The following is a 22,440-nucleotide window of genomic DNA, read 5'->3' as shown; positions in this document are numbered from 1 at the left end:
CGGCCTCGGGCGGCGACGTAGTCTCACCGGCCCCAGAGGAACCACCATCCATCGTCGAATTCTGCCGCACTAGCGGCCCTCCGACAACCTCGTCCGCAGATTGTATACAGATTTTGCCGGTCGACGATCGTGAGCGCCATTGCCACCACTCGACCTCCCGGCCTGCCGCGAGTCTACGCGGGAGCGCTCCCAAGAGGCAGTCCGACAGCTCAAGATTTACCGAAGTCGGACTCGATCCGCTATCCGTCATTTGCCTGGTTTCGCTTCTCCAGACAAGTGCGCCGCCTTTTGTGTCAGCTTCCGTACCGCGCAGTGGATCCGGCGACGGAGAGGCCATCCCCGAGAATGGAAGTCGCCGCTGAACCGCCAGACTCCGTACCTCCGGGAGACGCCGTGCCCGTCCCGCTCGTCATCGACACCGACACCGCCCAAGACGACTGCGTCGCCCTGCTGGTAGGACTGCTCGACCCGGAGGCGGACCTGCGGGCCGTCACCATGGTGGCGGGCAACGTCGGCTTCGAGCGCCAACTCCGCAACGCCCTCCTCACCCTCAACGCCGCCGGGCGGCTGGGCGGGGTGCCGGTGCACGCCGGCTGCCGGCGCCCACTGATGCGGCCCCGGGTCGGCGCCGAGAACGTGCACGGCGACGGCGTCGGGGGATTGTCGATGGACGACGCCGACCGGGCCGCCGAGGACGAGCACGGCGTGGACGCGCTCGTCCGCCTGGCCGCCGAGCACGCAGGCGAACTCTCGGTCGTGGCGATCGGCCCGCTGACCAACATCGCCTCCGCCGCCCTCAAGGACCCCGCGTTCGCCGCGAACGTCAAGACCCTCTACATCATGGGCGGCTCCAACAACGGCCGCGGCAACATCACCCCCGCCGCCGAGTTCAACTTCTACGTGGACCCCGAAGCCGCCAAAGCGGTCTTCGCGGCGGGCTTCGAGATCGTCGTGGTGCCCTGGCACCCGCTCACTCTGGAGCGGGCGGTCTTCGGCCCCGCCGCGCTCGCCGGAATCGCGGAGCTGGGCACGCCGCTGGCGCGGTTCTTCACCCGCATCTGCGGGCCCACCCTGGAGTTCGACCGCAGCGTCGGCATCGACGGCACCACCCATCCCGACTCGCTGACCGCGGCGCTGCTGCTGCACCCCGAGCTCGTGCGCGCCAGCGGGCGCTACAACGTCGACGTGGAGACCAGCGGGGAGATCACCCGCGGGTACGCGGCGATGTCGTGGGGCGTACACGGCCTGGAGCCCAACGCCACGGTCGTGGAGGACGTCGACGCCGGCGGATTCCTGGACTACCTCACGAACCTCCTCGCCCGCCCTGTGGAGCCTCAGCGGCCCATCGCGGGGCTGTAGCCGCCCTTCCACGGCACGGGTGCGGGTCCGCTCGGCGACATCCTCCCAGGGGGTGCCGCACCTTCGAGCGGCTTCAGGCCATTCGCACGGCCAAGCCCTCGTAGTCCACCACGAGGCCGTCGCGGTCCACCGAGAACACGAACGCGCCGTCGGCGCTGTCGCGGTACTCGTAGCGCTCACGGCCCTCGGCCGGGTACAGGCGGGTGTAGCGCTGCCCCAAGCGCCGCACGCGCAGACTCGGCACGTCGATCCACACGGCGGAGACGTCGCGGTACTCGCCCGGGCCGAGCCCCAGCCGGCGGATCGGCAGCGTGTTGGTCAGCGGGGTGGCGGCGACGTCCACGTCCACGCAGCCGTCGAGTTCGGGGACCCGCTGCCCGTCGACCGACCAGCCGCCGGCCAGGCGTGCCAGCTCGACGGCGCTCGCGCCTCCGGCGGAGAGCACCTCCACCCGCGCGGTCCGGCTCACCCAGGCCAGGTCCGCGTGCACGGTGACCCGGGTGGAGAAGCGGCCCTGGTCTCCGGCGACGGTCTCGCCTGCCTCCAAACGGAACCCTCCGGGCTCGGCGAACACGGCGCCGACCCCGAGCCCGGCCGAGACGTCGACCCGCGACCAGGCGACCGGATCCGCGGATGTGGAGGACATGCACCCGTTCTACCGGTACGCCCGGTTACGCGCCAGAGGCCCGCTGTCGTCGGGGCCCGAGGGTGAGCACGGTCACCGCCGCCCGGCCACGGGATGCGCGTCGCTCAAGCGGGGACTATGCCGACACGCGCACTACGACCGGGCCGAATCCGCGGTTTCCGGTGACCGGACGCGGACGCGGAAACGACGGCGGCGCCGACGATCGGTAGAGCCCGAGATCCGGCCCGAAACAGTACGGCCGCGCCCCGCCGATCGCGCCGCACCGACGAGACGACGGCGGCCGCACACGCCCCTCGGGCGTATGCGGCCGCCGTTCGCTGCCGCCGTGAGGCGCCTCAGCGCCCCGCGGGGGTGGCGCCCGGGGAGCGGAACTCGCGCTCCACGCGGTCGAAGTCCTCCTCCATCTCGGTCGTCGTACGCCCGGCGTACTGGAAGACGAAGATGCCGATCAGGCTGACGATCACCGCGGGGACCATCGCGTACAGGCCCGTCTCCAGGGCGTCGACCGCGATCGGGCCGAGGCGGATGCCGTCGTTGTCGAGCACGTCCCACAGGATGGCGGTCGCGCCGCCGCCGATCATGCCCGCCAGCGCCGCGGCGCGGTTCATGTTGCGCCAGTAGAGCGAGAGCAGGATTACGGGGCCGAACCCGGCTCCGAACCCGGCCCAGGCGTAGCTGACCAGACCCATGATCGTGTTGTTGCCCGACAGCGCGATGGTGGCGGCCAGGATCGCGATCACGATGACCGCGGCGCGGCTGGTCCAGACCAGCGCCATGGCCGACATCCGGCCGCGCAGGAACAGGCGGAACCCGTCCTCGGTGACGGCCGAGGCGCCCACCAGCAGCTGGGAGTCGGCGGTGCTCATGACCGCGGCGAGGATCGCCGCGAGCAGCAGACCGGCGACCCACGGGCTGAGCAGTGCCTGGATCAGCTGGGCGAAGACCTGCTCGGGGTCGCCCAGGGGGTCCTGGAAGTACACGGCGCCGGTGAAGCCGAGGATCACCGCCATGACCATCGCGGTGATCGCCCAGGTGACGCTGATGGCGCCGGCCTTGCGGACGTCGGTGGCCGAGCGGATGCCCATGAACCGGGCGAGGATGTGCGGCTGGCCGAGGTAGCCCACGCCCCACGCCAGACCGGAGATGATCACCATGGGCGCCAGCGCGTCGCCCAGGCTGCCCTCGACGCCGCCGAGCACGTCGGCGAAGTCGCCGACCTCGCGGTCGGCGTCGGCGGTGACCGCGATGATGCCCACGATGGGGACGATGAGCAGCGCGATCCACATCATCACGGCCTGGAGCACGTCGGTGAGGCTCACCGCGAGGAATCCGCCGAGGAAGGTGTAGAGCACGACGATCGAGACGCCGACGATGATCGCGGCGCTGCTGGGCATGCCGAAGACCTGGTTGAACAGGCCGCCCATGGCCACGAGCCCGGAGGCCACGTAGAAGAGGTAGAACACCAGGATCAGCACCGCCGACACCAGGCGCAGCGCGCCGCTGCGGTCGGCGAAGCGGTTCTCCAGGTAGGACGACAGCGTCAGCGAGTCGGAGTCGCCGCCGCCGCGGGCGTCGGTGACGCGCTCGGTGTAGACGCGCAGCCGGCCGGCGATCAGCCACCAGCTCGCGGCGAAGCCGATACCCAGCCCCACGGCGATCCAGGCCTCACCCAGCCCGGAGAGGTAGATGGCGCCGGGAAGACCCAGCAGGAGCCACGCGCTGAAGTCGCTCGCGTTGGCGCTCAGCCCGGCGACCCAGCTGTTGAGCCTCCGGCCGCCGAGCACGAAGTCGGCCTGCGACCTCGTCCGGTTGTACACCCCGATACCGATGGCGATCATGACGACGAAGTACGCGGCGAATGTGGCGATCGACGCCAGCATCGACGTATCCAATCGGCTCCCCTTTCTGCGCTGGCCGGTCTACGGGCGATGAATGGATACTCGCGGCCGGTCCAGCCCCGGGGCAATGTCCGCAGTGAACTAGAGCCGCCTTCGATACCTCGTCGAGTTGTTCGCCGGGCACACTTGTCCGATCGCCGCACGGGAGACCACCGCGATTGTCGGATCGCACAGACATCATCCCAGACCAGAACAAAGCGGACATGGCGTGCGGTGACGAGCGCAGCGACCCCCGTGACCAGGCTTTCGACCGACCGGAACCGCCATCGGCGGGACCGGGCGGTGCGGCGGCACGCCCCGGAGTCGACGCCGGTGATCCGCCCCGGCTCCGGGGCGCGAAAACCGTGCGACACCGTCCACGACCGGATGGTAGGACGGGCGCCATGACTCTCCTGCACGTCTTCGACATGGACGGCACCCTCATCCACGGCACCAGCGCAGCCGTAGAGGTCGCGCGCGCCTGCGGGACCGAGACCGAACTGCTGGACCTGGAGCGCGCGTTCAGCGCCGGGGAGATCGACACCAAGGCGTTCGCGGCGACCCTGCACGCCATGTGGTCCGACCTCACCGAGGAGCACGTCCTCACCGAGGAGCACGTCGACCTGGCGTTCTCGGGCGCCCCCTTCCTCGACGGCATCGCCGAGGTGTGCGCCGACATCCGGGAGCGCGGCGAGCGCTCGATCGTCGTCACGATGTCCCCGGACTTCTTCGCCCGCAGGCTGCTCGACTTCGGCTTCGACGACGTCGCGGCCTCCCGGTTCCCGCCCCTGCCCTTCGCCCGCCCGCTGGACCCCGAAGCGATTCTCGTGCCCCAGGACAAGGTGCGCATCGTCGAGGAGAGCCGGGAGGCGGCCGGCATCCCGCTGCAGCGGTGTGTGGCCTACGGCGACTCCCGGTCCGACGCCCCGCTCTTCGGCCACGTCGCCCACAGTGTCGCCGTCAACGCCGACCGGCACCTCGCCGGGATCGCCCGTGCCGAATACAGCGGCACCAGCCTGCTGGAGGCCTACGCCCGCGCCCGGGAGTCGGTAGCGGCGGCCTGATCGGGTGGGCGCGCGACGTCCGCCCCCAACAGTCGTCGGAAGGCCGACGCGCCGTTCACCCCGGCTTGCCTGCCGCCCTGGGCGCACGCACCGCCGCCGGCCGGAGGGCGCGGGGCCCGCGGCGGCGGGTGGGCGGCGTCAGGGGCTGTCGGGGTGGCTGGAGGGTTTCCACTCGTCGAGCAGGCGGTCGAATGCGTCCTCGTCCAGCCCCAGGTCCACACGGATGCGGAACCTGGCACGCAGCAGCTCCAGCAGGAGGTCGTGGACGTAGGCCGTGACACCCTGGTGGCGGAAGCGCTCGATTCCCTGGGTGGCCCAGGTGTGGGCACCGGTGAGGTCGCCGTGGGCCTGGAGGGTCTCGGCGATGTGGATGAACGTCGGCAGGTTGCGCGGCCCCTCGGCGTGCAACCGCTCCAGTTGGGCGTAGGCGGAGTCGACCATGTCGAGCTCCAGAAGTGCGCCGGCCTGCAGGGCGCGGGCGTCGATGATGGTGGTGCCGCCGTCGTCGATGGCGCGCTGGTAGGCGGCCGAGGCGCGCTCGAACTCCTGGGCCATCTCCCACTGCTCGCCGGCACGCACGAAGATCTCCGCACGCGAGATCTCGCTGTCGGCGTCGACGCTGTTGGCCAGGCCGAGAAGCTCCAGGGCGACGTCGACATGGTCGCCGGACTGGACGGCACGGAATTCGAGCCTGTCGAGATCGGCCGTCGTCACGCGGGTCACTGCCACCCTCCCTCGCTCCCCAACATCGTCGATCCGCGGTGCGCGCCCTCGGCGCTCATCCTCTGGCCGCGCGCTCCAGCGCGCCCCAGAACCCCTGCCGCAAAGCGTCGCGGACCTCGTCGCGGAGCAGGAAGTCGATCGGTAGCGCGGATCCCTGCAGCAGGCGCGCCTCCAGGTCGGAAGGCATACGCGGGCGGCGCACCAGAACCGCCTCCATCCACAGCGCGGGGGCATCGCGGGCGATCGACTCGGCGAAGTCGTTCCCCTCACGGTGCGCGACATTCACCGCGTCCTCGATCGTGTTCGCGGGCGCCCTCCCGCCGGAGGCGGGGGGCGGCCCCAGGCTGGGGGTGGGGTCGGTTGAGGGGCCGTGCTGGATGCGGTGGTCGGGCTGGGGGCCAGTACCCCCGGCGGAACCGGACCGGGTTCCGCCGGGACTCCCGAAACGGGAGTCAGTCTCCGTACTGGCCCCAACCGTAGGGTTTGGGCCGCTGTTACCTCCGTACCCCGGGTTTTCGCCGGTGTGCCCGTATCGGGGGTCCGGTCCGGGAGGTGGCGTGTTCCGGGCTGGCGGCGGGTTCTCGCGCTCGTACTGATGACCGGCCATCGAGGTGTGCGCCCCGGTGGGATGCCCGTGGGCCGGATGGCCGCCGGTCGGGTACCCCTGCGCGGGGTAGCCCCCGCTGGGGTGGCCCGGCGCAGGTGGGCCCTGGTGGGGATACCCGCCGTTCGGGTTGTTCTGAGCGGGGTGGCCCGGGGCGGGATGGCCGCCGGTCGGCGGTCCCGGCTGGTGCTGCGGCGGCGCCTGGCGGGCCTGCGGCGGCTGCCCGTAGGGGTCCTGCACGCCGTAGGGGTCCTGCACGCCCCGCATGCCCGGGTGGCCGCCGGTGCTGGGCGGCATCTGGTAGCCGGACTCGGCGCCCGGCGGCTGGGCACCGGACATCCCGGCGTGCGCACCGGTACCGCCGACGTGCGGCGGCGTCTGGCCGCCCGAGGGGAAGCCGTTGGCGTCGATGGGGCCCGAGTGCGAGCTGCGCTGCGGCTCGGCGCCGCCCTGCGGGGCGAGGTGGTCGCCGCCGCGCTGCTCGGCGAGGGTCTGCTGCATCGCGCGCAGCTGGTCCATCGCACTGCCCGACATCGCCGGCTGCCCGCCGGTTCCGGCGAAGGCGGGCTCGTAGCCGCCCGAGTTGGCCGCCGCCGGCTCGACGCGGCCCGGCTGCGGGTTGGAGGCCACGGGCCGGCGCGGCATCTCCGGCGGGCTCTGCGAACGCCCGTTGCTCAGCGGCGCGGTCGTCTCGGCCGGGTCCTCCTCACCCACGCCCGTCAGCGGTGTGACGTGCGGGCGCAGGTGGCCGGCGCCGATCTCGATCAGGTCGTCGCACTCGCGGCGCAGCGCCCGCGAGATCGTCCAGTTCCCCTCGACCGAGATGTGCACGGCGGTGACGCGGACGCCCAGGTCCTGCACGTCCGACACGACCTGTGCCATGTCCTCGTCGGCGCTGACGAGGACCGCCTCGCACAGCACTCCTGTGCGCGCGAGGGTGGTCAGGTCCCGCTGGACGTAGCTTTCGACGCCCTCCCGTCTGCCCGGACGGATTCGCGCAGCCCTGAATTTGATACCGGGAATGTCCGCGATTCCGTCCTGCTCCTGGCTGCGGCGGCCGTCGGTGGTCGCCTCGTACCAGTAGCAGCGCAACAGCGGGAGCTGCGTGCGGTCGCGCGCAACTTCGTTGAGGAGTTGAGCCAGACCGGCGTAGTCCCATGACACGGAATCGCGGTTGCGGGTTCCGTGCACTGCCATCGCACCGTCGGCGAGGAGGTAGCCGGCGTCTACGAATAGCGCGCAGCGATCCACGCGACACCGCCCCTTCCCGTTGCTTCGTCTGCCGGAGCGATATCCACGCTCCCGGTCCTGCCGGCGTTCGGCACCGGGCCTATACCTAGGCCGCGCCACAGCCTAACCAAGTCTGCGCGGCTTTGTATGCCGCCCGCCACTCACCGTCGCCCCGCGGGCACGCGTCGGTCCAGGCCAGCGGCACACTGCGAGCCGACTGCATGCGGGCCGGCCCGGCGGCCGAAACCGGCGCGAAGGCCTGAGGGCTCCGCGCGCGGGGCGGGGCGAAGGCCCCCCGGTCCGCCTGACCCGGCGGAGCGGGGGCGCCCTGCTCGGCGAGGCCCGGCGGCTGGGCCCCCGGCCCGCTGCCCCCTCCGTTGCCCGGTCGAGCGGGCGGCGGGTTCGCAGGGGGGTCGGCGACCCCGGGCGGATCGAATCCGTCCTGCTGGAAGGGCGGCGGGTCGGCGGGCGGCTGAGCGGCGCCGGGCGGATTGAAGGCCGGCGGCTCCGGTGGGGCGGGGGACGCCGGTGCGTCCGGCGGCTCCTCGGGCTGCGGAGCCGGGGCCTCCGGCGGGGCGTCGGGCTGCGGCGGCGGTTCGGGGGCGGGCTCCTCCTCGGGCGGAGGCGCGCTGCTCGCCGCCTCGCGCGCAGGCGGCTCCTTGTCGTCCGACGCCGACGGCGGGTCGTCGGCGGGCGGGGCGTCGGGCTGCGGCGGCTCGGGGGCGGGCGGTTCGGGGGCGGGCGGCTCCGGCTGCGCGGGCGCCTCCGCGGCGGCCGGAGGGTCGGTCGACGGGGTGCTCTCCACCGGCTCCTCGTTGCTGACCAGTGCGAACGCCACCGCCGCGACCGTCGCCGCCACGGCCGTGCCGCCCGCCGCCTGCTGGACGTTCTCGGGCATCTGCTGCCACCAGCCGAAGACGCCGGCGGGGACCCCGCCCCCCGCGGCCAGGTAGCCTGCCGCGGCCGGACCGGCCACCAGCGGCAGCACGATCCCGCGCAGTCCGGCGTTGACGTCCGCCAGCTCGGCGCAGACCTCGCGGCAGTTGCCGCAATCGTCGAGGTGGCGGTCCACCGAGGAGGTCTCGCGCTTGGCGAGCCCGCCGCGCACGTAGGACCCGAGCTTGCCGACGGTCGGCCGGCAGGCCTCGGCGGCGCCGCCGGCCAGGTGCATCTGCAGGTAGGCCTGGCGCAGCCCTTCGCGCGCCCGGTAAGCCAGCGCCGCGACGCTGTTGGGGTTCATCCCCAGGTTGGGGGCGGCGTCGGCGGGCTTGTACCCCTCGATCTCCGTGTACCACAGCACCGCCTGCCAGCGCTCGGGCAGGGAGAGGTAGGCGCGGGCGATCAGCGAGCGCTCCAATCCGGCCACGGCCGGGTCGACGAAGGGTTCGCCGGAGTCGAAGACCTCCATGTCGTCGGTGGCGACCTGGCGCTTCTCCCCGCGGAACCTGTCGTAGACGACATGGCGCAGCGCCGTCAGCAGATAGGGCCGGAACCCGTCGGTGGGTCCGCCGCCGCGCCCCAGCACGGCCAATACGCGCGCGAAGGTCTCGGCGACGGCGTCGTCGACCTCGCTCTCGCTGCGGACGAGCTGGCGGGCCAGTCCGCGGGCCGCGCCCGTGTGGCGCGTGTAGAGCTCCTCGTAAGCGCCGGTGTCGCCGTCGCGAACCCGCGCGAGCAACTCGCTGTCTCCGATGAGCAGCTCTGCGTTTTCGCTTTGGGGTTCGGTCATGCGCCGCCCTTTTCGGATCGCTGTCCGCTATGCGGCCGATGCCTCGGGGGCCGAGGTGCACAGCGGGGCTGTCGAGTGCTGAGGGGGTCTCTGCTCCGCCGGATTACGAGGGGAGAGTGCGGCCGCAGAGAACGCCGTAGAAAAAATGTTCCCGCACTCGCGTCATAGCCGCCACCGAACTCCGTGAATAAGGGTGAAGGCGCCGCACGCGGCGCCGCGCACCTGGACGAGGGAGCAGAGCACAGATGTGGGGACGCGACACCGGCGGCTGCGACGTGGACGGCGACCTGGCGACGGGCCGCCGACTGCGGGACCTGTGGGCTCGGCGCAGTCGCGAGAGGCGCGGCGAGCCGCATGGCGACTGGTGGACACCGGCTGTCGAGGCGGTATGCACGGCGATCGTGCGCGGCGAGGGCCTGCCCGACGCCTGCGAGCGGCTCGGGCAGGCCCGGGCGCGCGCCGACATGTCCATCGGCGACACGCTTACCGACCTCGCCGCCCTGTTCGACGCCCTCGGCGGCGCCCAGCCCCCGTTCGACCTGATCACCGCGCTGGCGTCCGGGTGGGTCGACGGCGGCCGCTCCGGTGACGACTGCAGGGACCCGCTCACCGGGCTGGCCTCGGCCGCCTACCTGCGCACCCGCATCAGCGAGTTGTACCGGGGCGCCGGCGGCCCCGCCGGGCCGGCGGAGCACCGGCTGGTGGTCGTGGCGCTGCCCGAAGGGCTGGACCCCTGGCGGCGCACCGCGCGGCTGATCGTGCTCGGTCACGAGCTGAGCCGGTCCTTCACCGAAGGGGAGTCGCTGGCCCTGCTGGGCGGCAGCCGGATGGCGGTGCTGACCCCGGCCGCCGCCGGTTCGAAGGAGCGGCTGCACCGGCTGCACTCCGAGGTGTTCGCCGAGCACGGCGCACGAGTGTGGAGCCTCGCGCTGCCGCCGGGCTGCGGCGAGGCGCTGGCCCTGGTCGACGACGTGGGGAGACCGCCGCCTCTCTGAGAACCATTCCCAGCGCCGCCGGTCCCAGCGCGGTCCCGCTTGAGGGGGCGGGACCCGATCGGCGGCCCCCGGCCGACGCGCCCGTTGAGGGGCGGGCGGACAGGCCGGGAAGCCGGAGCACGGTCTCCGGCACAGCCACCGGCCAGGCGGCGGCCTTCTGGCCCCGAGGAGAAGGGCGGCCGCACCCGCCGGCCGGTGGCCGGGGCGCAGCAGCGCCCCGGGAGGCGCGTCCGCATGGGGAGGCGGACGCGCCTCCGCTACTCTTCGCGTTCGCAGAACCACGTACACGGACCGGAACTCCGGCAGTGCCGTCGCCGCAGCCCCTCGGGGCCCGCTCCGAGCGTTCCCTGAGCGTCGGCGACCGGGCGCATCAGAGCGTGCGCAGCAGCTCCAGGAGATCGGCCGCCACGGCCTCGGGTTCGGCTCCTCCCGCAGCACCCTGCGGTTCGGCGCCCGAGCGGTCCAGCACCGGCCAGCCGCGCAGCTCGGCCAGGCGCGCGCCGGCGGCCGGGCCGTCTGCGGTGAGCAGGTAGCCGCAGGGGGCGTCGGGCCAGTCGGCCACCATCGGCAGCGGCTCGGTGGCGAACGCCGCGGGGCGCTCACGCGCCGGGCCCGGCGCCTGCGGGACCGGAGCTTCGGTGCCGAGCTGGGTCGTACGCAGCTCGGCGCGGGTGCGCGAGCCCGGCTGGGGCAGCAGCGCGTCGACGAACAGGTAGCCGCCCACCGGCCGGTGGGCGGCGCGCTGGGCTGCGCCGATCTGCGGCAGCAGGGGCCCGGCCTCGCCATGCGCCGCCAGCACCACAGGGGCGGGCGGGGCGTGCCGGCGGATCTCCAGCGCGGCGCGGGCGATGTAGCGCGCCGCATAGGGCGGTCCGTCGTCGTCGGTGATCTCGGCCAGGTCCGCGTGCGCGCCCAGGCCGCGCAGCGCGTCGCGCACGCCGCGCAGTGCGTCGGGTTCCTCCAGCGGGCTGTGCAGCAGCACCAGGCCGGCCTGCGGGGCTGTCAGGGCCGGGTCTCTTCGACGAGCCAGTCGAGGTAGGCGGGGTTGCCGCCCTCGATGGGCACGGCGATGATCTCGGGGACCTCGTAGCGGTGCACCGACCGCAGGTGCTCGACCAGGTCGGGCAGGCGGTCGCGCGGGGTCTTCATCACCACGCGCCATTCCTGGTCGGCGCAGATCTCGCCCTCCCAGCGGTAGTAGCTGGTGATGGCCGCCTCGACCTGGGCGCACGCCACCAGGTTCCGGTCGACCACCGAGCGCGCGAGATCGTCCGCCGATTCGCGGGTGTCGCTGGTCGTCTCGACGCGCACGCTCGCGCCCGCGTCGCCGCGTTCCTCGGCCATCAGGGGCACTCCGATCCGCTGCTCGCCTCATCGCCGCCGCCGACGCCGACCCGCTGCCCTGGCGCTGCGAGCGGTGGCCCGCGCACTCTAGGCTCGGTGATCATGAGCGACCGCGACGAACTCCTTCGACACATCAACGATAAGGCCGTGGTGCACGGCCGGGTCACCCTCTCCTCGGGCGCGGAGGCCGACTACTACGTCGACCTGCGACAGGTGACCCTCGACGGCGCGAGCGCACCGCTGGTGGGCCGGGCGATGCTGGCGGCCACCGCCGATCTGGACTACGACGCGGTGGGCGGGCTGACTCTGGGCGCCGACCCGGTCGCCACGGCGATGCTGCACGCCGCCGCCGCGCAGGGGCGCCGCCTCGACGCGTTCGTGGTGCGCAAGGAGGGCAAGGCGCACGGACTGCAGCGCCGGATCGAGGGACCGGATGTGGCCGGGCGCCGCGTGCTGGCGGTGGAGGACACGTCGACGACGGGCGGTTCGGTGCTCACGGCGGTGGAGGCGCTGCGCGAAGCGGGGGCCCAGGTGGCCGGAGTCGCGGTCATCGTCGACCGCGGCGCCGGGGAGCGCGTGGCGGCGGAGGGGTTCGACTACCGGGCGGCGTTCCAGCCGGAGGAACTGCGTATCTGACGGCTTGCGGGTGCTGCGGGAGCCTCGGAGCCGGGCGCGGGGAAGAGGTCGGGGCGAGGGGACCTGGAGGGGTCGGCTCAGGGCTCCACGGAGAAGCTGTAGCCCGGGTCCTCGTCGGCGATGTCCCTGCGCTCTCCGTGGACGTAGACCTCGACTTCGCCGGGCTTTCCGATGGTCACGTTCAGAGGCTGCTCCTCGTCGAAGCTGAGGTGTTCGTCGGTCTTCAGGGTGGTGTCCGCGAGGACGTCGCCGCCGGGGACCCGCACGACCACGTCGCTGGACTCCCCGACGACCCTGACGTAGAGCACACCGGTCTCCACATCCTGGCCCTGGGGATCAGCGGTGGTACCTGCGTTCTCGGGTACTGCGGCGGAGTCGTTGTCCGAAGGCAGCGACTTGTAGAGGAAGAACCCGCCGAGGATCACCAGGGTGACGAAGAGCACGATAACGCCACCGATGGCCACCATCTGGGCTATGCCGCGCGGATCATTGCGATGTCGTCCCACGCTGCTGAATGTAGCGTGTACCACCGTCGTCTTTCGACGGTGGGAACGCAGTTATATACACGAACCGGGCCAGGGGCCGCATCCGGTCTGGTAAAAACACGTACAGTAATTATTCGCAACACAACGCCCTGAAGCGCCATGTCGGCCTATGACCCCGTTCGCCGGACGCCCGGGACCCGCCGCACAGCCCCCGGTTTGGTCTAGACCTTTCGTTCCGCCGCTGACTTCGCGATACTTGCCCCGGCAACCCACTGGGTATTTCCGCAAGAGACGCGGTTCCGCGGAGACCGCCGGGGCCGCTCGTACGACACTCCAGGCCAACCAGGGAGTCAACACCATGCCTATCGCTACCCCCGAGGTCTACACGGAGATGCTGGACCGCGCGAAGACGCAGGGCTTCGCCTACCCGGCAATCAACGTGACCTCCAGCCAGACCCTCCACGCCGCGTTGCGCGGCTTCGCGGAGGCCGAGAGCGACGGCATCATCCAGGTCTCCACCGGCGGCGCGGAGTTCCTCGCCGGTGCCACGGTCAAGGACATGGTCACCGGTTCGATCGCCCTCGCCGAGTACGCCCGCATCGTCGCCGAGAAGTACTCGGTCAACATCGCGCTGCACACCGACCACTGCCCCAAGGACAAGCTCGACGGCTTCGTCCGGCCCCTGCTGCGCGAGTCCTCCGAGCGCGTGGCCCGAGGGCAGCAGCCGCTGTTCCAGTCGCACATGTGGGACGGCTCGGCCGTGGAGCTCGAGGAGAACCTGCAGATCGCCGAAGAGCTGCTGGCCGCCTCCAACGCCGCGCGCACCATTCTGGAGATCGAGGTCGGTGTCGTCGGCGGCGAAGAGGACGGCGTCGTCGGCGAGATCAACGAGAAGCTCTACACGACGCCCGGCGATGCGCTGCGCACCGCCGAGGTGCTGGGCACCGGCGACAAGGGCTACTACATGACCGCCCTGACCTTCGGCAACGTGCACGGCGTCTACAAGCCGGGGCACGTCAAGCTGCGCCCCGAGGTCCTCAAGGAGGCCCAGGAGGCCGTGGCCGAGAAGCACGGCAAGGCGAAGCCCTTCGACTTCGTCTTCCACGGCGGATCGGGCTCCACACTGGAGGAGATCCACGCGGCCATCGACTACGGCGTCGTGAAGATGAACATCGACACCGACACGCAGTACGCCTTCACCCGGCCGATCGCCGACCACATGTTCACCAACTACGACGGTGTCCTCAAGGTCGACGGCGACGTCGGCAACAAGAAGGCCTACGACCCGCGCGCCTACGGCAAGGCGGCCGAGGCCGGCATGGCCGCGCGCGTGGTCGAGGGCTGCCAGCAGCTGAAGTCCGCGGGTATGAAGATGAAGTAGCAGCCCGTAGAGACCGGTCCCTGGTTCCCCACGAATCAGGGGCCAACGCGTGCCCGGCCGCCACACATCCATGGGCGGACGCGGGCGGCCGGGCACGCCCCCTGATCCGCCGGCGCAGCTTTCGAGCGCTGGCAGGATGGGGGGCATGGACCTGCAACAGAACCTGCTCGGCGAGCCGCCCGCCACTCACCTTCCCGACGAGCCCGAGGCCGCCGAGGCGCTGGCCGAGGGCACCGACCCGACCGACGTCGCCGCGCGCTTCCCGGCCTACTCGGCTGCGTGGGCCGCCCTGGCCGAGCGCGCCTTCGAGGCCGGTGAGGACGTGGCCGCCTACGCCTACGCGCGCACCGGCTACCACCGCAGCCTGGACCAGCTCCGGCGCGCCGGTTGGAAGGGCCACGGCCCCGTCCCGTGGGAGCACGAGCCCAACCGCGGCTTCCTGCGCTCGCTTGCCATGCTTGCCGCCGCGGCCGACGCGATCGGGGAGTCCGACGAGGCCGAGCGCTGCTCGACCTTCCTGCGCGACAGCAGCCCGACTGCGGCCCAGGAGCTGGGGGTCTGAGCCGCTGAAAGGGCGGCGGGCCCGGGAAAGACCGGGACCGCAGCTCAGCCGCCCTGCGCGGGCCCTGCTCCCTTAACGGTCCCGTGCGGGTCGTGTACGCTCAATACGCAAGGGCCCCTGTCGCTTGCTTGCGCCAGGGGCTTGCTCATGTGCGGTGCACCGCGATCATCTACACCCGGTCGGACGAATGAAGAGGTAGACCCGGATGCCGGCGATCACACTCGTTGGAGCCCAGTGGGGAGACGAGGGCAAGGGGAAGGCCACCGACCTGGTCGGGAATCGGGTCGACTACGTGGTCCGCTACCAGGGGGGCAACAACGCCGGGCACACCGTGGTCATCGGCGACCAGAAGTACGCCCTGCACCTGCTGCCGGCGGGCATCCTCTCCCCCGACGTCGTGCCGGTCATCGCCAACGGCGTGGTGATCGATCCGGCGGTGCTGTTCGAGGAGCTGCGCGGCCTGCGTGAGCGCGGTGTGAGCACCGAGCGGCTGCTGATCTCGGCCAACGCGCACATGATCATGCCCTACCACCGGGCCCTGGACAAGGTGACCGAGCGCTTCCTGGGCAAAGGCCGAATCGGCACCACCGGGCGCGGCATCGGCCCCACCTACGCCGACAAGATCTCCCGCACCGGCATCCGCGTGCAGGACATGTTCGACCCCAAGATCCTGCGCCAGAAGCTCGAACTCGCGCTGCACGACAAGAACCAGGTGCTGACCAAGGTCTTCAACCGCCGCGGCGTGGAGCTGGAGCAGGTCTTCGACGAGTACATGGAGTACGCCGAGGAACTGCGCCCCTTCGTCGCCGACACCTCGCTGGAGCTCAACCGGGCGCTGGATGCGGGCAAGACCGTCTACCTCGAGGGATCCCAGGGCACGCTGCTGGACATCGACCACGGCACCTACCCGTTCGTGACGTCCTCCTCGCCGACCTCCGGCGGTGCGTGCGCGGGCGCGGGCATCGGCCCCACCCGCATCGACAAGGTCGTTGGCATCATCAAGGCCTACACGACCCGCGTCGGCTCGGGCCCCTTCCCCACCGAACTGCACGACGAGTGGGGCGACTGGCTGCGCCAGAAGGGCGGCGAGTACGGCGTGACCACCGGGCGCAACCGTCGCTGCGGATGGTTCGACGCGCCCATCGCCCGCTACGCCACGCGCATCAACGGCATCACCGACTTCTTCTTGACCAAGCTCGACGTCCTCTCGGGCTTGGAGCGCATCCCGGTGTGCGTCGGCTACCAGGCCAACGGCACCCGCTACGACGAGATCCCGATGACCCAGACGGAATTCCACCACGCGGTCCCGGTCTACGAGTACCTTGACGGCTGGAACGAGGACATCTCCCACGCGCGGGCGTTCGAGGAGCTTCCCAAGACCGCGCAGGCCTACGTGCGTACTCTGGAGGAGATGGCCGGAGCCCCGATGTCCGCGATCGGGGTCGGTCCGGGGCGCGACCAGACCCTTGAGCTGCGCTCCCTGGTCTGACCCTGGCGATCTGCCCCCTACTCTCCCCACGACAAACAAAGGGTCCGTGAAGTGAAAGCCCTGGTCCTCGGCGGCGGTGGCCGCGAGCATGCCCTGGTCCGCGCCCTGTCACTCGATCCCGGGGTGACCGATCTCCACTGCGCCCCCGGAAATCCCGGCACTTCCGAGCACGCCGACAACCACGTGATCAACCCCGTCGACGGCCTCGCGGTGACCGAACTCGCCGCCAGGATCGGTGCGGAGCTGGTGGTCATCGGCCCGGAGGCCCCGCTGGTGGCCGGCGTGGCCGACGCCCTGCGCGATCGCGGCATCCCGGTCTTCGGCCCCGACCAGCAGGCCGCCCGGCTGGAGGGCTCCAAGGGCTTCGCCAAGGAGGTCATGGAGGCCGCCGGGGTGCCCACCGCGCGCTCCCGGCTGTGCCGCTCACCCGGTCAGGCCGCCGAGGCGCTCGACGCGTTCGGGCCGCCCTATGTGGTCAAGGACGACGGCCTGGCCGCGGGCAAGGGCGTCGTGGTCACCGAGGACCGCGCCGAGGCCGAGCGCCACGCGCGCGAATGCGGCCGCGTCGTGGTCGAGGAGTACCTGGACGGCCCCGAGGTCTCGCTGTTCGTGCTCAGCGACGGCGCCCACGCGCTGCCGATGCTGCCCGCCCAGGACTTCAAGCGCGCCTACAACGGCGATCTCGGACCCAACACCGGCGGCATGGGCGCCTACGCGCCGGTCTCCTGGGCGCCCGAGGGCATGGTCGACGAGGTCATGGAGACCGCCGTGGGCCCCACACTGACCGAGATGGCGCGCCGCGGCACGCGCTACCAGGGCCTGCTGTATGTGGGCCTGGCCCTGACATCCGAGGGCCCGCGCGTGGTGGAGTTCAACGCGCGCTTCGGCGACCCGGAGTGCCAGGTGGTGCTGGACCGGCTGGCCACCCCCATCGGCGGAATGCTGCAGGCCGCCGACGTCGGCGGGCTGAGCCCCAACACCAAGCTGGAGTGGCGCGGCGGCGCGGCCGTGACCGTCGTGCTCGCCGCCGAGAACTACCCGGGCGAGCCCGCCAAGGGCGACCCGATATCCGGCATCGAGGCGGCATCGGCCCTCGACGGCGCCTACGTGCTGCACGCGGGGACCGCTTGGAGCGGAGTGCGCGATCTCACCTCCGCCGGCGGGCGCGTGCTCAACGTGGTGGGCACCGGCGACACCCTCGCGCGGGCCCGCGAACGCGCCTACCAGGCGGCCGAGCGCATCGAGCTGCGCGGCTCGTTCTACCGCACCGACATCGCCGAGCGCGCGGCGGGCGACGCCGGGTAGGTCCTGTTCAGGAGATCTCGGGCGTTCCCGGGGGGCGTGGACCCCCGGGAACCCGTGGAACCGGCCACCGCAGAGGTTGCGGCAAGGGGGCGCAGCCCACCCCCCTGCACGCCCGTGCGATGGATCCCCTCCCACCCCCTGCACGCCCGTGCCATGGCACGTGTGCCCGCAGCGCCTGCGAAAATGAGCGGGTGATCGAGCGCTATACCCTTCCGCAGATGGGGCGGGTCTTCTCCGACGCCCACAAATACGAACTCTGGTGCCAGGTCGAGACCCTGGTGCTGGAGGCCCACGCGGCCGACGGGACCGTGCCCGCCGAGGTGGTGGAACCGGTACGCGACGCGCCGCCGCCCACCGCGGAGCGGGTCGCCGAGATCGAGGCGGTGACCCAGCACGACGTCATCGCGTTCCTGACCGCCTGGGCCGACAACACCGAGCCGCGCGAGGCCGCGGCCTGGGTGCACTTCGGGATGACCTCCTCGGACCTGCTGGACACCGCGCTTGCCGCACAGCTGGTCGAGGCCACCGACATCCTGCTGGACAAAGCCGACACGCTGGTGGCGGCGCTGCGCGACCACGCGCTGGAGCACAGGGCCACCCTGCGCGTGGGCCGTACGCACGGCATCCACGGCGAGCCCGACGTGTGGGGCCACCGGGTCGCCGACTTCGCCTTCGGCCTGGCCCGCTCCCGCGACCGGCTGCGCCGCGCCCGCGAAGCGGTGGGCGTGATGGCCGTTTCCGGCCCTGTGGGCACCTACTCCAACATCGACCCGAGCGTGGAGTCCTACGTCGCCGAGCGCATGGGACTGCGCACCGCCGACGTGTCGACGCAGGTGGTGCTGCGCGACGGCATCTCCGAATGGGTCTCGTGCCTGGCCATCACGGCCACCGTGTGCGAGGCGATCGCGCTGGAGGTGCGCCACGGCCAGCGCACGGAGGTGCGCGAGCTGTGGGAGCCCTTCGGCAAGGGCCAGAAGGGCTCCAGCGCCATGCCGCACAAGAAGAACCCGATCCTCTCCGAGCGGATCTGCGGCATGGCCCGCAACGTGCGCGCCCAGGTCGTGCCGGTGATGGAGGGCATCCCGCTGTGGCACGAGCGGGACATCTCCCACTCCTCCACCGAGCGGATCTCGCTGCCGGACGCCGCGATCGCCACCGACTACCTGCTGCACCTGACCACACGTCTGGTCAGCGGCCTGGTCGTGGACACCGACCGGATGCGCGCCAATCTCGACTCCACTCACGGGCTGATCTACTCCTCCACCGTGGTCTCGGAGCTGATCGATACCGGCGCCTCGCGTGAGGACGTCTACGCGCTCGTGCAAGCCGCCGCCATGCGCACGTGGGAGGCGGGCACGTCGTTCCGCGAGACGCTGCGCGAGGAGGCCGCCCAGCGCGGCGTCGCCCTGGACGAGGAGCGGCTGGACGAGGTCTGCCGGCCCGAGCGGTTCGTGCGGCACCTGGACGGGCTCTTCGACCGCCTCGCCAAGCTGAGCTGACCTCGGCGTGAGCCCGTTGGCGGCGGGCTGCGCGTGCGCACGTGCAGGCGTGCGTGCAGGCGTGTGTGCGCCTGCGCGTGCCGTTGCGCGTGCGCCCGGTCGGACCGGGGCTCAGCGGCCCCGTGTGCAACCTTGGACGGCGCTTGACCGTCGCCCGACCCGGCCCGGCGCCGCCGGCGCCCGCCGCAGCGGTGCGGCAAGCCCCACAGTCGCCGACGAATCTGCCCGCCTACAGGCGTTCCGGCTGCACGAAAGCGCCGGTCACCGGATTGCGGGCGCCGCACCGGGCGCTTTCGCACCGTCGGCGCGCCGGTGATCCCGGCCACGGTGTCAGCGAACGCAACACGCAGGACATACAGTGGTATCCGTCCTTTGCCCGGACGCCGGGAAGCCCAGCACAGCGCAAAGGGCGCCCCAACAACCCGCCATCTCCGGAACCGGCGCACCGATCCCGGGACTCCGCCCGACTGGCCGCAATCGGCATGACGATCGCTTCTGCGGGCACACGACCGGTAGTGCCAGTCAGCGCCATGACCCCGAGCCCGGACACCCTGCGATGGCTACCAGGTTGAGCCCGCCTCGTCGGAACGCTCCGCCTGCGATCCGCGTCTGAGAGCGCACCCATCCGACGAGAACGACCCCTATACCTACATCGCCTCACGAAGGAGCACATGAGCATGGGCCAGGAGGTTCGTTACCGCGTCCGCGGCGGCCGTCCCCTTAACGGAACGGCGTTCATCCAGGGCGCGAAGAACGCCGTGCTGCCGATGATCGGCGCCGCCCTGCTCGCGGCCAAGGGACGCACGGTACTTCGCAACGTCCCGATGATCGAGGACGTCCACCGCGCACTGGAGCTCGCCGAGCACATCGGGGCCAAGGTGGAATTCCACGAGGCCGAGCGCACGGTGGTGATCGACGCCTCCCAGCTCAACGACCCCGAGCGCGCCGTCCTGCCTGCCGACATCGCCTCCCGGTTCCGGGGGTCGGTGCTGTTCGTCCCCGCGCTGATGCACCGCATGGGCCGCGCCAGGATCGAGGGCGTGGGCGGCTGCAACCTCGGCAGCCGCAAACTCGACTTCCACTACCGGGGCTTCGCCCGCCTGGGCGCCGAGGTCACCGAGGACAACGAGCGCAATCACATCAACGTCGACGCAGGCAACCTGCGCGGGGGCCACCTCTACCTGGACACCCCCTCCCACACCGGCACCGAGAACCTCATCATGGCCGCCGTGCTGACCAAGGGCACCACGGTCATCGAGCACGCGGCCCTGGAGCCCGAGGTCCTCGACGTCATCGAGTTCCTGTCGCGCATGGGCGCCAAGATCAGCGGCGGCGGCACCGGCTTCATCACCGTCGAGGGGGTCGACGAACTCACCGCGGTCGAGCACACCATCATGTCCGACCGCATCGACGCCGGCGTCTTCGCGATGATGGCCGCAGCCACCGGCGGCGAGGTCAGCCTCGTCGGCGCCCACCTGGAGCACCTGGGCGTCGCCCGCTGGAAGCTGGAGCAGATGGGTGTGGAGTTCTCCCAGCAGGGCGCGGTACTGCACGTACGCCGCGACGCCGGCTCCCCGCTGCGTCCCATCAACGCCGTCACCTCTCCCTACCCCGGCTTCGCCACCGACCTGCAGTCGCCGCTGATGGCGCTGGCCACCATGGCCGAGGGCGAGAGCTACCTGCACGAGGCCATCTACGACGGCCGGTTCGCGCTGGCCGACGAGCTGACCAAGATGGGGGCGAAGATCGAGGTCGACGGAACCCGCGCCATCGTCCACGGCCACACGGCACTGCGCGGCACCCCCGTCGTCGCCCACGACCTGCGCACCGGCGCCGCACTGGTGCTTGCCGGACTGGTCGCCGAGGGGGAGACTGTGATCGCACCCGGCTACCTGGTCGATCGCGGCCACGCTCAGTTCGCCAAGCGCCTCGCCGCTCTGGGCGCCGACGTCCAGCGCGAAGGCGCCGAATAAACACTGAAACCGCAGATCAGCCGGGGTGGGAGGAGTGCCTCCCACCCGGGCTTTCGGCGTTCTGTGTGAAACGATCTTCATTCGCCCCGCACAATGGGTACGATCTCGGCAACCATGCCGTGACAGGGAACAGGTTCGGGAAACCAGTGGGCGCACATAGTGAAGAGCGTGGAATGGTAGCGGGGAGCAGCCCGAGGTGAGTGCGCAGCGAACTGGCGATCTGACGATTGGTGTCATCGGTCCGCATGAAGTCGTCGAGCGCGTCATGCTCATGGGACCGGGGTCTACGGGACCGCTCAACGCCAGACTGATCGCCGCCGCGTATCGAGATGAGCAAGAGGCGACCGACAAGGTGCTGCGCCTGGGTTCGGCGATCGACGCATATCTGTTCGCCAGCCCCGTCCCTTATGAGTTCGCACGGAAGGCCGGCGTGCTGACCATGCCCGCCACCTACGTGCCTCTGGGCGGAGCCAGCCTTCACGAGGCCCTGCTGCGGGCGACCTTGGACGAGCGGCTCGATCCCACCCGGGCCAGCCTCGACGTCCTCAGCCGCACCGACGTCGTCGAAGCCTATTCCGAGGTCGACCTGCCCGTCGACGGCATCCACGTGCACGAGGAACTCACCAGCATCGCCCAGCTGACCTCGTTCCACGAGGGCCTGTGGCGACGCAAGTCCACCCGGATGGCGATCACGTGCGTGCGCGGAGTCGCCGAGCGGCTGGAGTCGATGGGCGTGCCCGCGATGCGGCTCCGCCCCACCAACGCCGGGGTCCGCAGCGCGCTGCAGACCGCCGGCCTCCTGGGCGCCCACCACCGGCTGGAAGAGGCGCAGCTGGGCGTGGTCATCGTCGACGTCCCCACTCTGCGCGACTCCTCGCGACGCTCGACTCCCCGCTACTGGCGCGACGAGCTGCGGCTGTCGCTCCAGCGCCTGCTGCTGCAGGAAGCGCACCGGATCAACGCCACGGCGCACCCGGTCGACGACCACACCTTCATGGTCACCGCCACCCGCGGGTCGCTCGTCAGCGCGACCGAGGGGTTCCGCCAGCCCCCGTTCGTCGAGCGGATCAAGGCCGAACTGGGCATCGCGATCGAGGTCGGCATCGGCATGGGCCGCACGACCCAGGACGCCGAGGCCCACGCGCGCGCGGCGCTGAGCCGCGCACAGGCTACCCGGCAGAGCTTCGCGGTCGACCGGGAAGGGCGGTCGCTGGTGCCCGCACAGCGCGCACCTCAGCGCCAGGCGGCCGAACCTCTGCGCACCAAGGGCCGCGAGACCCTGCTGCGCCTCTCGGAGAAGATCGCCGAGGAGGACGGCCCGCTGGTGGTCGACGCGGAGAACGCCGGGCGGATGCTGGGTGTCACCCCGCGCACGGCCCGGCGGCTGCTGCGCACACTGGTCGAGGAAGGCCTGGCCTGGCCGCTGCCGCCCAACCGCACCCTGCAGCCGGGGCGGCCGCGCCAGCTCTACCGGCTGATCCTGGAGAAGCTGGACAAGGACAAGGCGAGCAAGTAGCGACGTGTACGCGTAGGGGCCGG

19 protein-coding genes are annotated in these 22,440 nt (G+C 71.7%); 11 read left to right on the top strand and 8 right to left on the bottom strand.

Translation table 11 applies throughout. The annotated features are described in order from the left end of the window. Positions 1-393 precede the first annotated feature (393 nt). Positions 394-1,359, top strand: coding sequence for a nucleoside hydrolase (locus tag LP52_RS22860; protein ID WP_040276454.1), 966 nt, complete (start codon positions 394-396; stop codon positions 1,357-1,359). Between the two features lie 73 nt (positions 1,360-1,432). On the opposite strand, the gene LP52_RS22855 is transcribed toward LP52_RS22860, so the two are convergent. Both LP52_RS22855 and putP read right to left on the bottom strand, forming a co-directional pair. After that, entirely contained in the window at positions 1,433-2,005 is a 573-nt protein-coding gene (locus tag LP52_RS22855; protein WP_040276453.1) for a putative glycolipid-binding domain-containing protein, read from the bottom strand. A 335-nt stretch (positions 2,006-2,340) separates the two neighbouring features. After that, complete coding sequence (gene putP, locus LP52_RS22850) at positions 2,341-3,885, bottom strand: sodium/proline symporter PutP (protein WP_052810175.1); 1,545 nt, start codon at positions 3,883-3,885, stop codon at positions 2,341-2,343. A 401-nt stretch (positions 3,886-4,286) separates the two neighbouring features. Here putP and LP52_RS22845 point away from each other — a divergent pair, with 401 nt between their 5' ends. Beyond that, a complete protein-coding gene (locus LP52_RS22845; RefSeq protein WP_040276451.1) occupies positions 4,287-4,946 on the top strand; it encodes an HAD family hydrolase in 660 nt (219 codons plus the stop codon). A 138-nt stretch (positions 4,947-5,084) separates the two neighbouring features. Here LP52_RS22845 and LP52_RS22840 read toward each other — a convergent pair whose 3' ends face one another. The 3 genes from LP52_RS22840 to LP52_RS22830 form a co-directional block, all read right to left on the bottom strand. Further along, positions 5,085-5,669: a hypothetical protein gene (locus tag LP52_RS22840; protein WP_040276450.1), complete on the bottom strand. Its 585-nt coding sequence runs from the start codon at positions 5,667-5,669 to the stop codon at positions 5,085-5,087. 55 nt (positions 5,670-5,724) lie between these two features. Beyond that, positions 5,725-7,524 (bottom strand): NYN domain-containing protein, encoded by a 1,800-nt coding sequence (locus LP52_RS22835; RefSeq protein ID WP_040276449.1) that lies wholly within the window; start codon positions 7,522-7,524, stop codon positions 5,725-5,727. 85 nt (positions 7,525-7,609) lie between these two features. Then, positions 7,610-9,232 carry a sigma-70 family RNA polymerase sigma factor gene (locus LP52_RS22830; RefSeq protein ID WP_052810174.1) on the bottom strand — a complete coding sequence of 541 codons (1,623 nt, stop codon included), beginning with the start codon at positions 9,230-9,232 and terminating at the stop codon, positions 7,610-7,612. A 245-nt stretch (positions 9,233-9,477) separates the two neighbouring features. Between LP52_RS22830 and LP52_RS22825 the strand changes: the two genes are divergently transcribed. After that, positions 9,478-10,227 (top strand): hypothetical protein, encoded by a 750-nt coding sequence (locus LP52_RS22825; protein WP_052810173.1) that lies wholly within the window; start codon positions 9,478-9,480, stop codon positions 10,225-10,227. Positions 10,228-10,597: 370 nt separating this feature from the next. On the opposite strand, the gene LP52_RS22820 is transcribed toward LP52_RS22825, so the two are convergent. Both LP52_RS22820 and cutA read right to left on the bottom strand, forming a co-directional pair. After that, positions 10,598-11,209 (bottom strand): hypothetical protein, encoded by a 612-nt coding sequence (locus LP52_RS22820; protein WP_238581058.1) that lies wholly within the window; start codon positions 11,207-11,209, stop codon positions 10,598-10,600. A 20-nt stretch (positions 11,210-11,229) separates the two neighbouring features. Next, a complete protein-coding gene (gene cutA, locus LP52_RS22815) occupies positions 11,230-11,571 on the bottom strand; it encodes a divalent-cation tolerance protein CutA (protein WP_040276448.1) in 342 nt (113 codons plus the stop codon). 102 nt (positions 11,572-11,673) lie between these two features. Here cutA and pyrE point away from each other — a divergent pair, with 102 nt between their 5' ends. Then, on the top strand, positions 11,674-12,207 hold the full coding sequence (pyrE, locus tag LP52_RS22810; protein ID WP_040276483.1) for an orotate phosphoribosyltransferase: 534 nt from the start codon (positions 11,674-11,676) through the stop codon (positions 12,205-12,207). A 77-nt stretch (positions 12,208-12,284) separates the two neighbouring features. Here pyrE and LP52_RS22805 read toward each other — a convergent pair whose 3' ends face one another. After that, positions 12,285-12,713, bottom strand: a complete 429-nt coding sequence (locus LP52_RS22805; protein ID WP_338011656.1) for a RodZ domain-containing protein — start codon at positions 12,711-12,713, stop codon at positions 12,285-12,287. Between the two features lie 337 nt (positions 12,714-13,050). Here LP52_RS22805 and fbaA point away from each other — a divergent pair, with 337 nt between their 5' ends. From fbaA to LP52_RS22770, 7 genes are all read left to right on the top strand, one after another. Continuing rightward, positions 13,051-14,073, top strand: a complete 1,023-nt coding sequence (gene fbaA / locus LP52_RS22800) for a class II fructose-bisphosphate aldolase (protein WP_040276446.1) — start codon at positions 13,051-13,053, stop codon at positions 14,071-14,073. Between the two features lie 145 nt (positions 14,074-14,218). Then, positions 14,219-14,635: a DUF3151 domain-containing protein gene (locus LP52_RS22795; RefSeq protein ID WP_040276445.1), complete on the top strand. Its 417-nt coding sequence runs from the start codon at positions 14,219-14,221 to the stop codon at positions 14,633-14,635. A gap of 205 nt (positions 14,636-14,840) precedes the next feature. After that, entirely contained in the window at positions 14,841-16,124 is a 1,284-nt protein-coding gene (locus LP52_RS22790; RefSeq protein ID WP_040276444.1) for an adenylosuccinate synthase, read from the top strand. A 51-nt stretch (positions 16,125-16,175) separates the two neighbouring features. Beyond that, positions 16,176-17,429 (top strand): phosphoribosylamine--glycine ligase, encoded by a 1,254-nt coding sequence (gene purD / locus LP52_RS22785; RefSeq protein WP_040276443.1) that lies wholly within the window; start codon positions 16,176-16,178, stop codon positions 17,427-17,429. A gap of 191 nt (positions 17,430-17,620) precedes the next feature. Beyond that, complete coding sequence (gene purB / locus LP52_RS22780; RefSeq protein ID WP_040276441.1) at positions 17,621-18,928, top strand: adenylosuccinate lyase; 1,308 nt, start codon at positions 17,621-17,623, stop codon at positions 18,926-18,928. 671 nt (positions 18,929-19,599) lie between these two features. Beyond that, positions 19,600-20,901, top strand: coding sequence for a UDP-N-acetylglucosamine 1-carboxyvinyltransferase (gene murA / locus LP52_RS22775; RefSeq protein ID WP_040276440.1), 1,302 nt, complete (start codon positions 19,600-19,602; stop codon positions 20,899-20,901). 265 nt (positions 20,902-21,166) lie between these two features. After that, complete coding sequence (locus LP52_RS22770; protein WP_052810172.1) at positions 21,167-22,417, top strand: transcriptional regulator; 1,251 nt, start codon at positions 21,167-21,169, stop codon at positions 22,415-22,417. Positions 22,418-22,440: the final 23 nt, after the last annotated feature.

The sequence above is a fragment of the Streptomonospora alba genome, assembly GCF_000826685.1.
Taxonomy (GTDB): Bacteria; Actinomycetota; Actinomycetes; order Streptosporangiales; family Streptosporangiaceae; genus Streptomonospora; species Streptomonospora alba.
This window is presented reverse-complemented; position numbering and strand designations above follow the sequence as displayed.

What these genes read in the sequence shown, in the direction of transcription:
- LP52_RS22855 (WP_040276453.1), bottom strand. Translation starts at nt 2,005, where the DNA reads ATGTCCTCCACATCCGCGGATCCGGTCGCCTGGTCGCGGGTCGACGTC.
- putP (WP_052810175.1), bottom strand. Translation starts at nt 3,885, where the DNA reads ATGCTGGCGTCGATCGCCACATTCGCCGCGTACTTCGTCGTCATGATC.
- LP52_RS22845 (WP_040276451.1), top strand. Translation starts at nt 4,287, where the DNA reads ATGACTCTCCTGCACGTCTTCGACATGGACGGCACCCTCATCCACGGC.
- LP52_RS22830 (WP_052810174.1), bottom strand. Translation starts at nt 9,232, where the DNA reads ATGACCGAACCCCAAAGCGAAAACGCAGAGCTGCTCATCGGAGACAGC.
- LP52_RS22825 (WP_052810173.1), top strand. Translation starts at nt 9,478, where the DNA reads ATGTGGGGACGCGACACCGGCGGCTGCGACGTGGACGGCGACCTGGCG.
- cutA (WP_040276448.1), bottom strand. Translation starts at nt 11,571, where the DNA reads ATGGCCGAGGAACGCGGCGACGCGGGCGCGAGCGTGCGCGTCGAGACG.
- pyrE (WP_040276483.1), top strand. Translation starts at nt 11,674, where the DNA reads ATGAGCGACCGCGACGAACTCCTTCGACACATCAACGATAAGGCCGTG.
- fbaA (WP_040276446.1), top strand. Translation starts at nt 13,051, where the DNA reads ATGCCTATCGCTACCCCCGAGGTCTACACGGAGATGCTGGACCGCGCG.
- LP52_RS22795 (WP_040276445.1), top strand. Translation starts at nt 14,219, where the DNA reads ATGGACCTGCAACAGAACCTGCTCGGCGAGCCGCCCGCCACTCACCTT.
- LP52_RS22790 (WP_040276444.1), top strand. Translation starts at nt 14,841, where the DNA reads ATGCCGGCGATCACACTCGTTGGAGCCCAGTGGGGAGACGAGGGCAAG.
- murA (WP_040276440.1), top strand. Translation starts at nt 19,600, where the DNA reads ATGAGCATGGGCCAGGAGGTTCGTTACCGCGTCCGCGGCGGCCGTCCC.
- LP52_RS22770 (WP_052810172.1), top strand. Translation starts at nt 21,167, where the DNA reads ATGCTCATGGGACCGGGGTCTACGGGACCGCTCAACGCCAGACTGATC.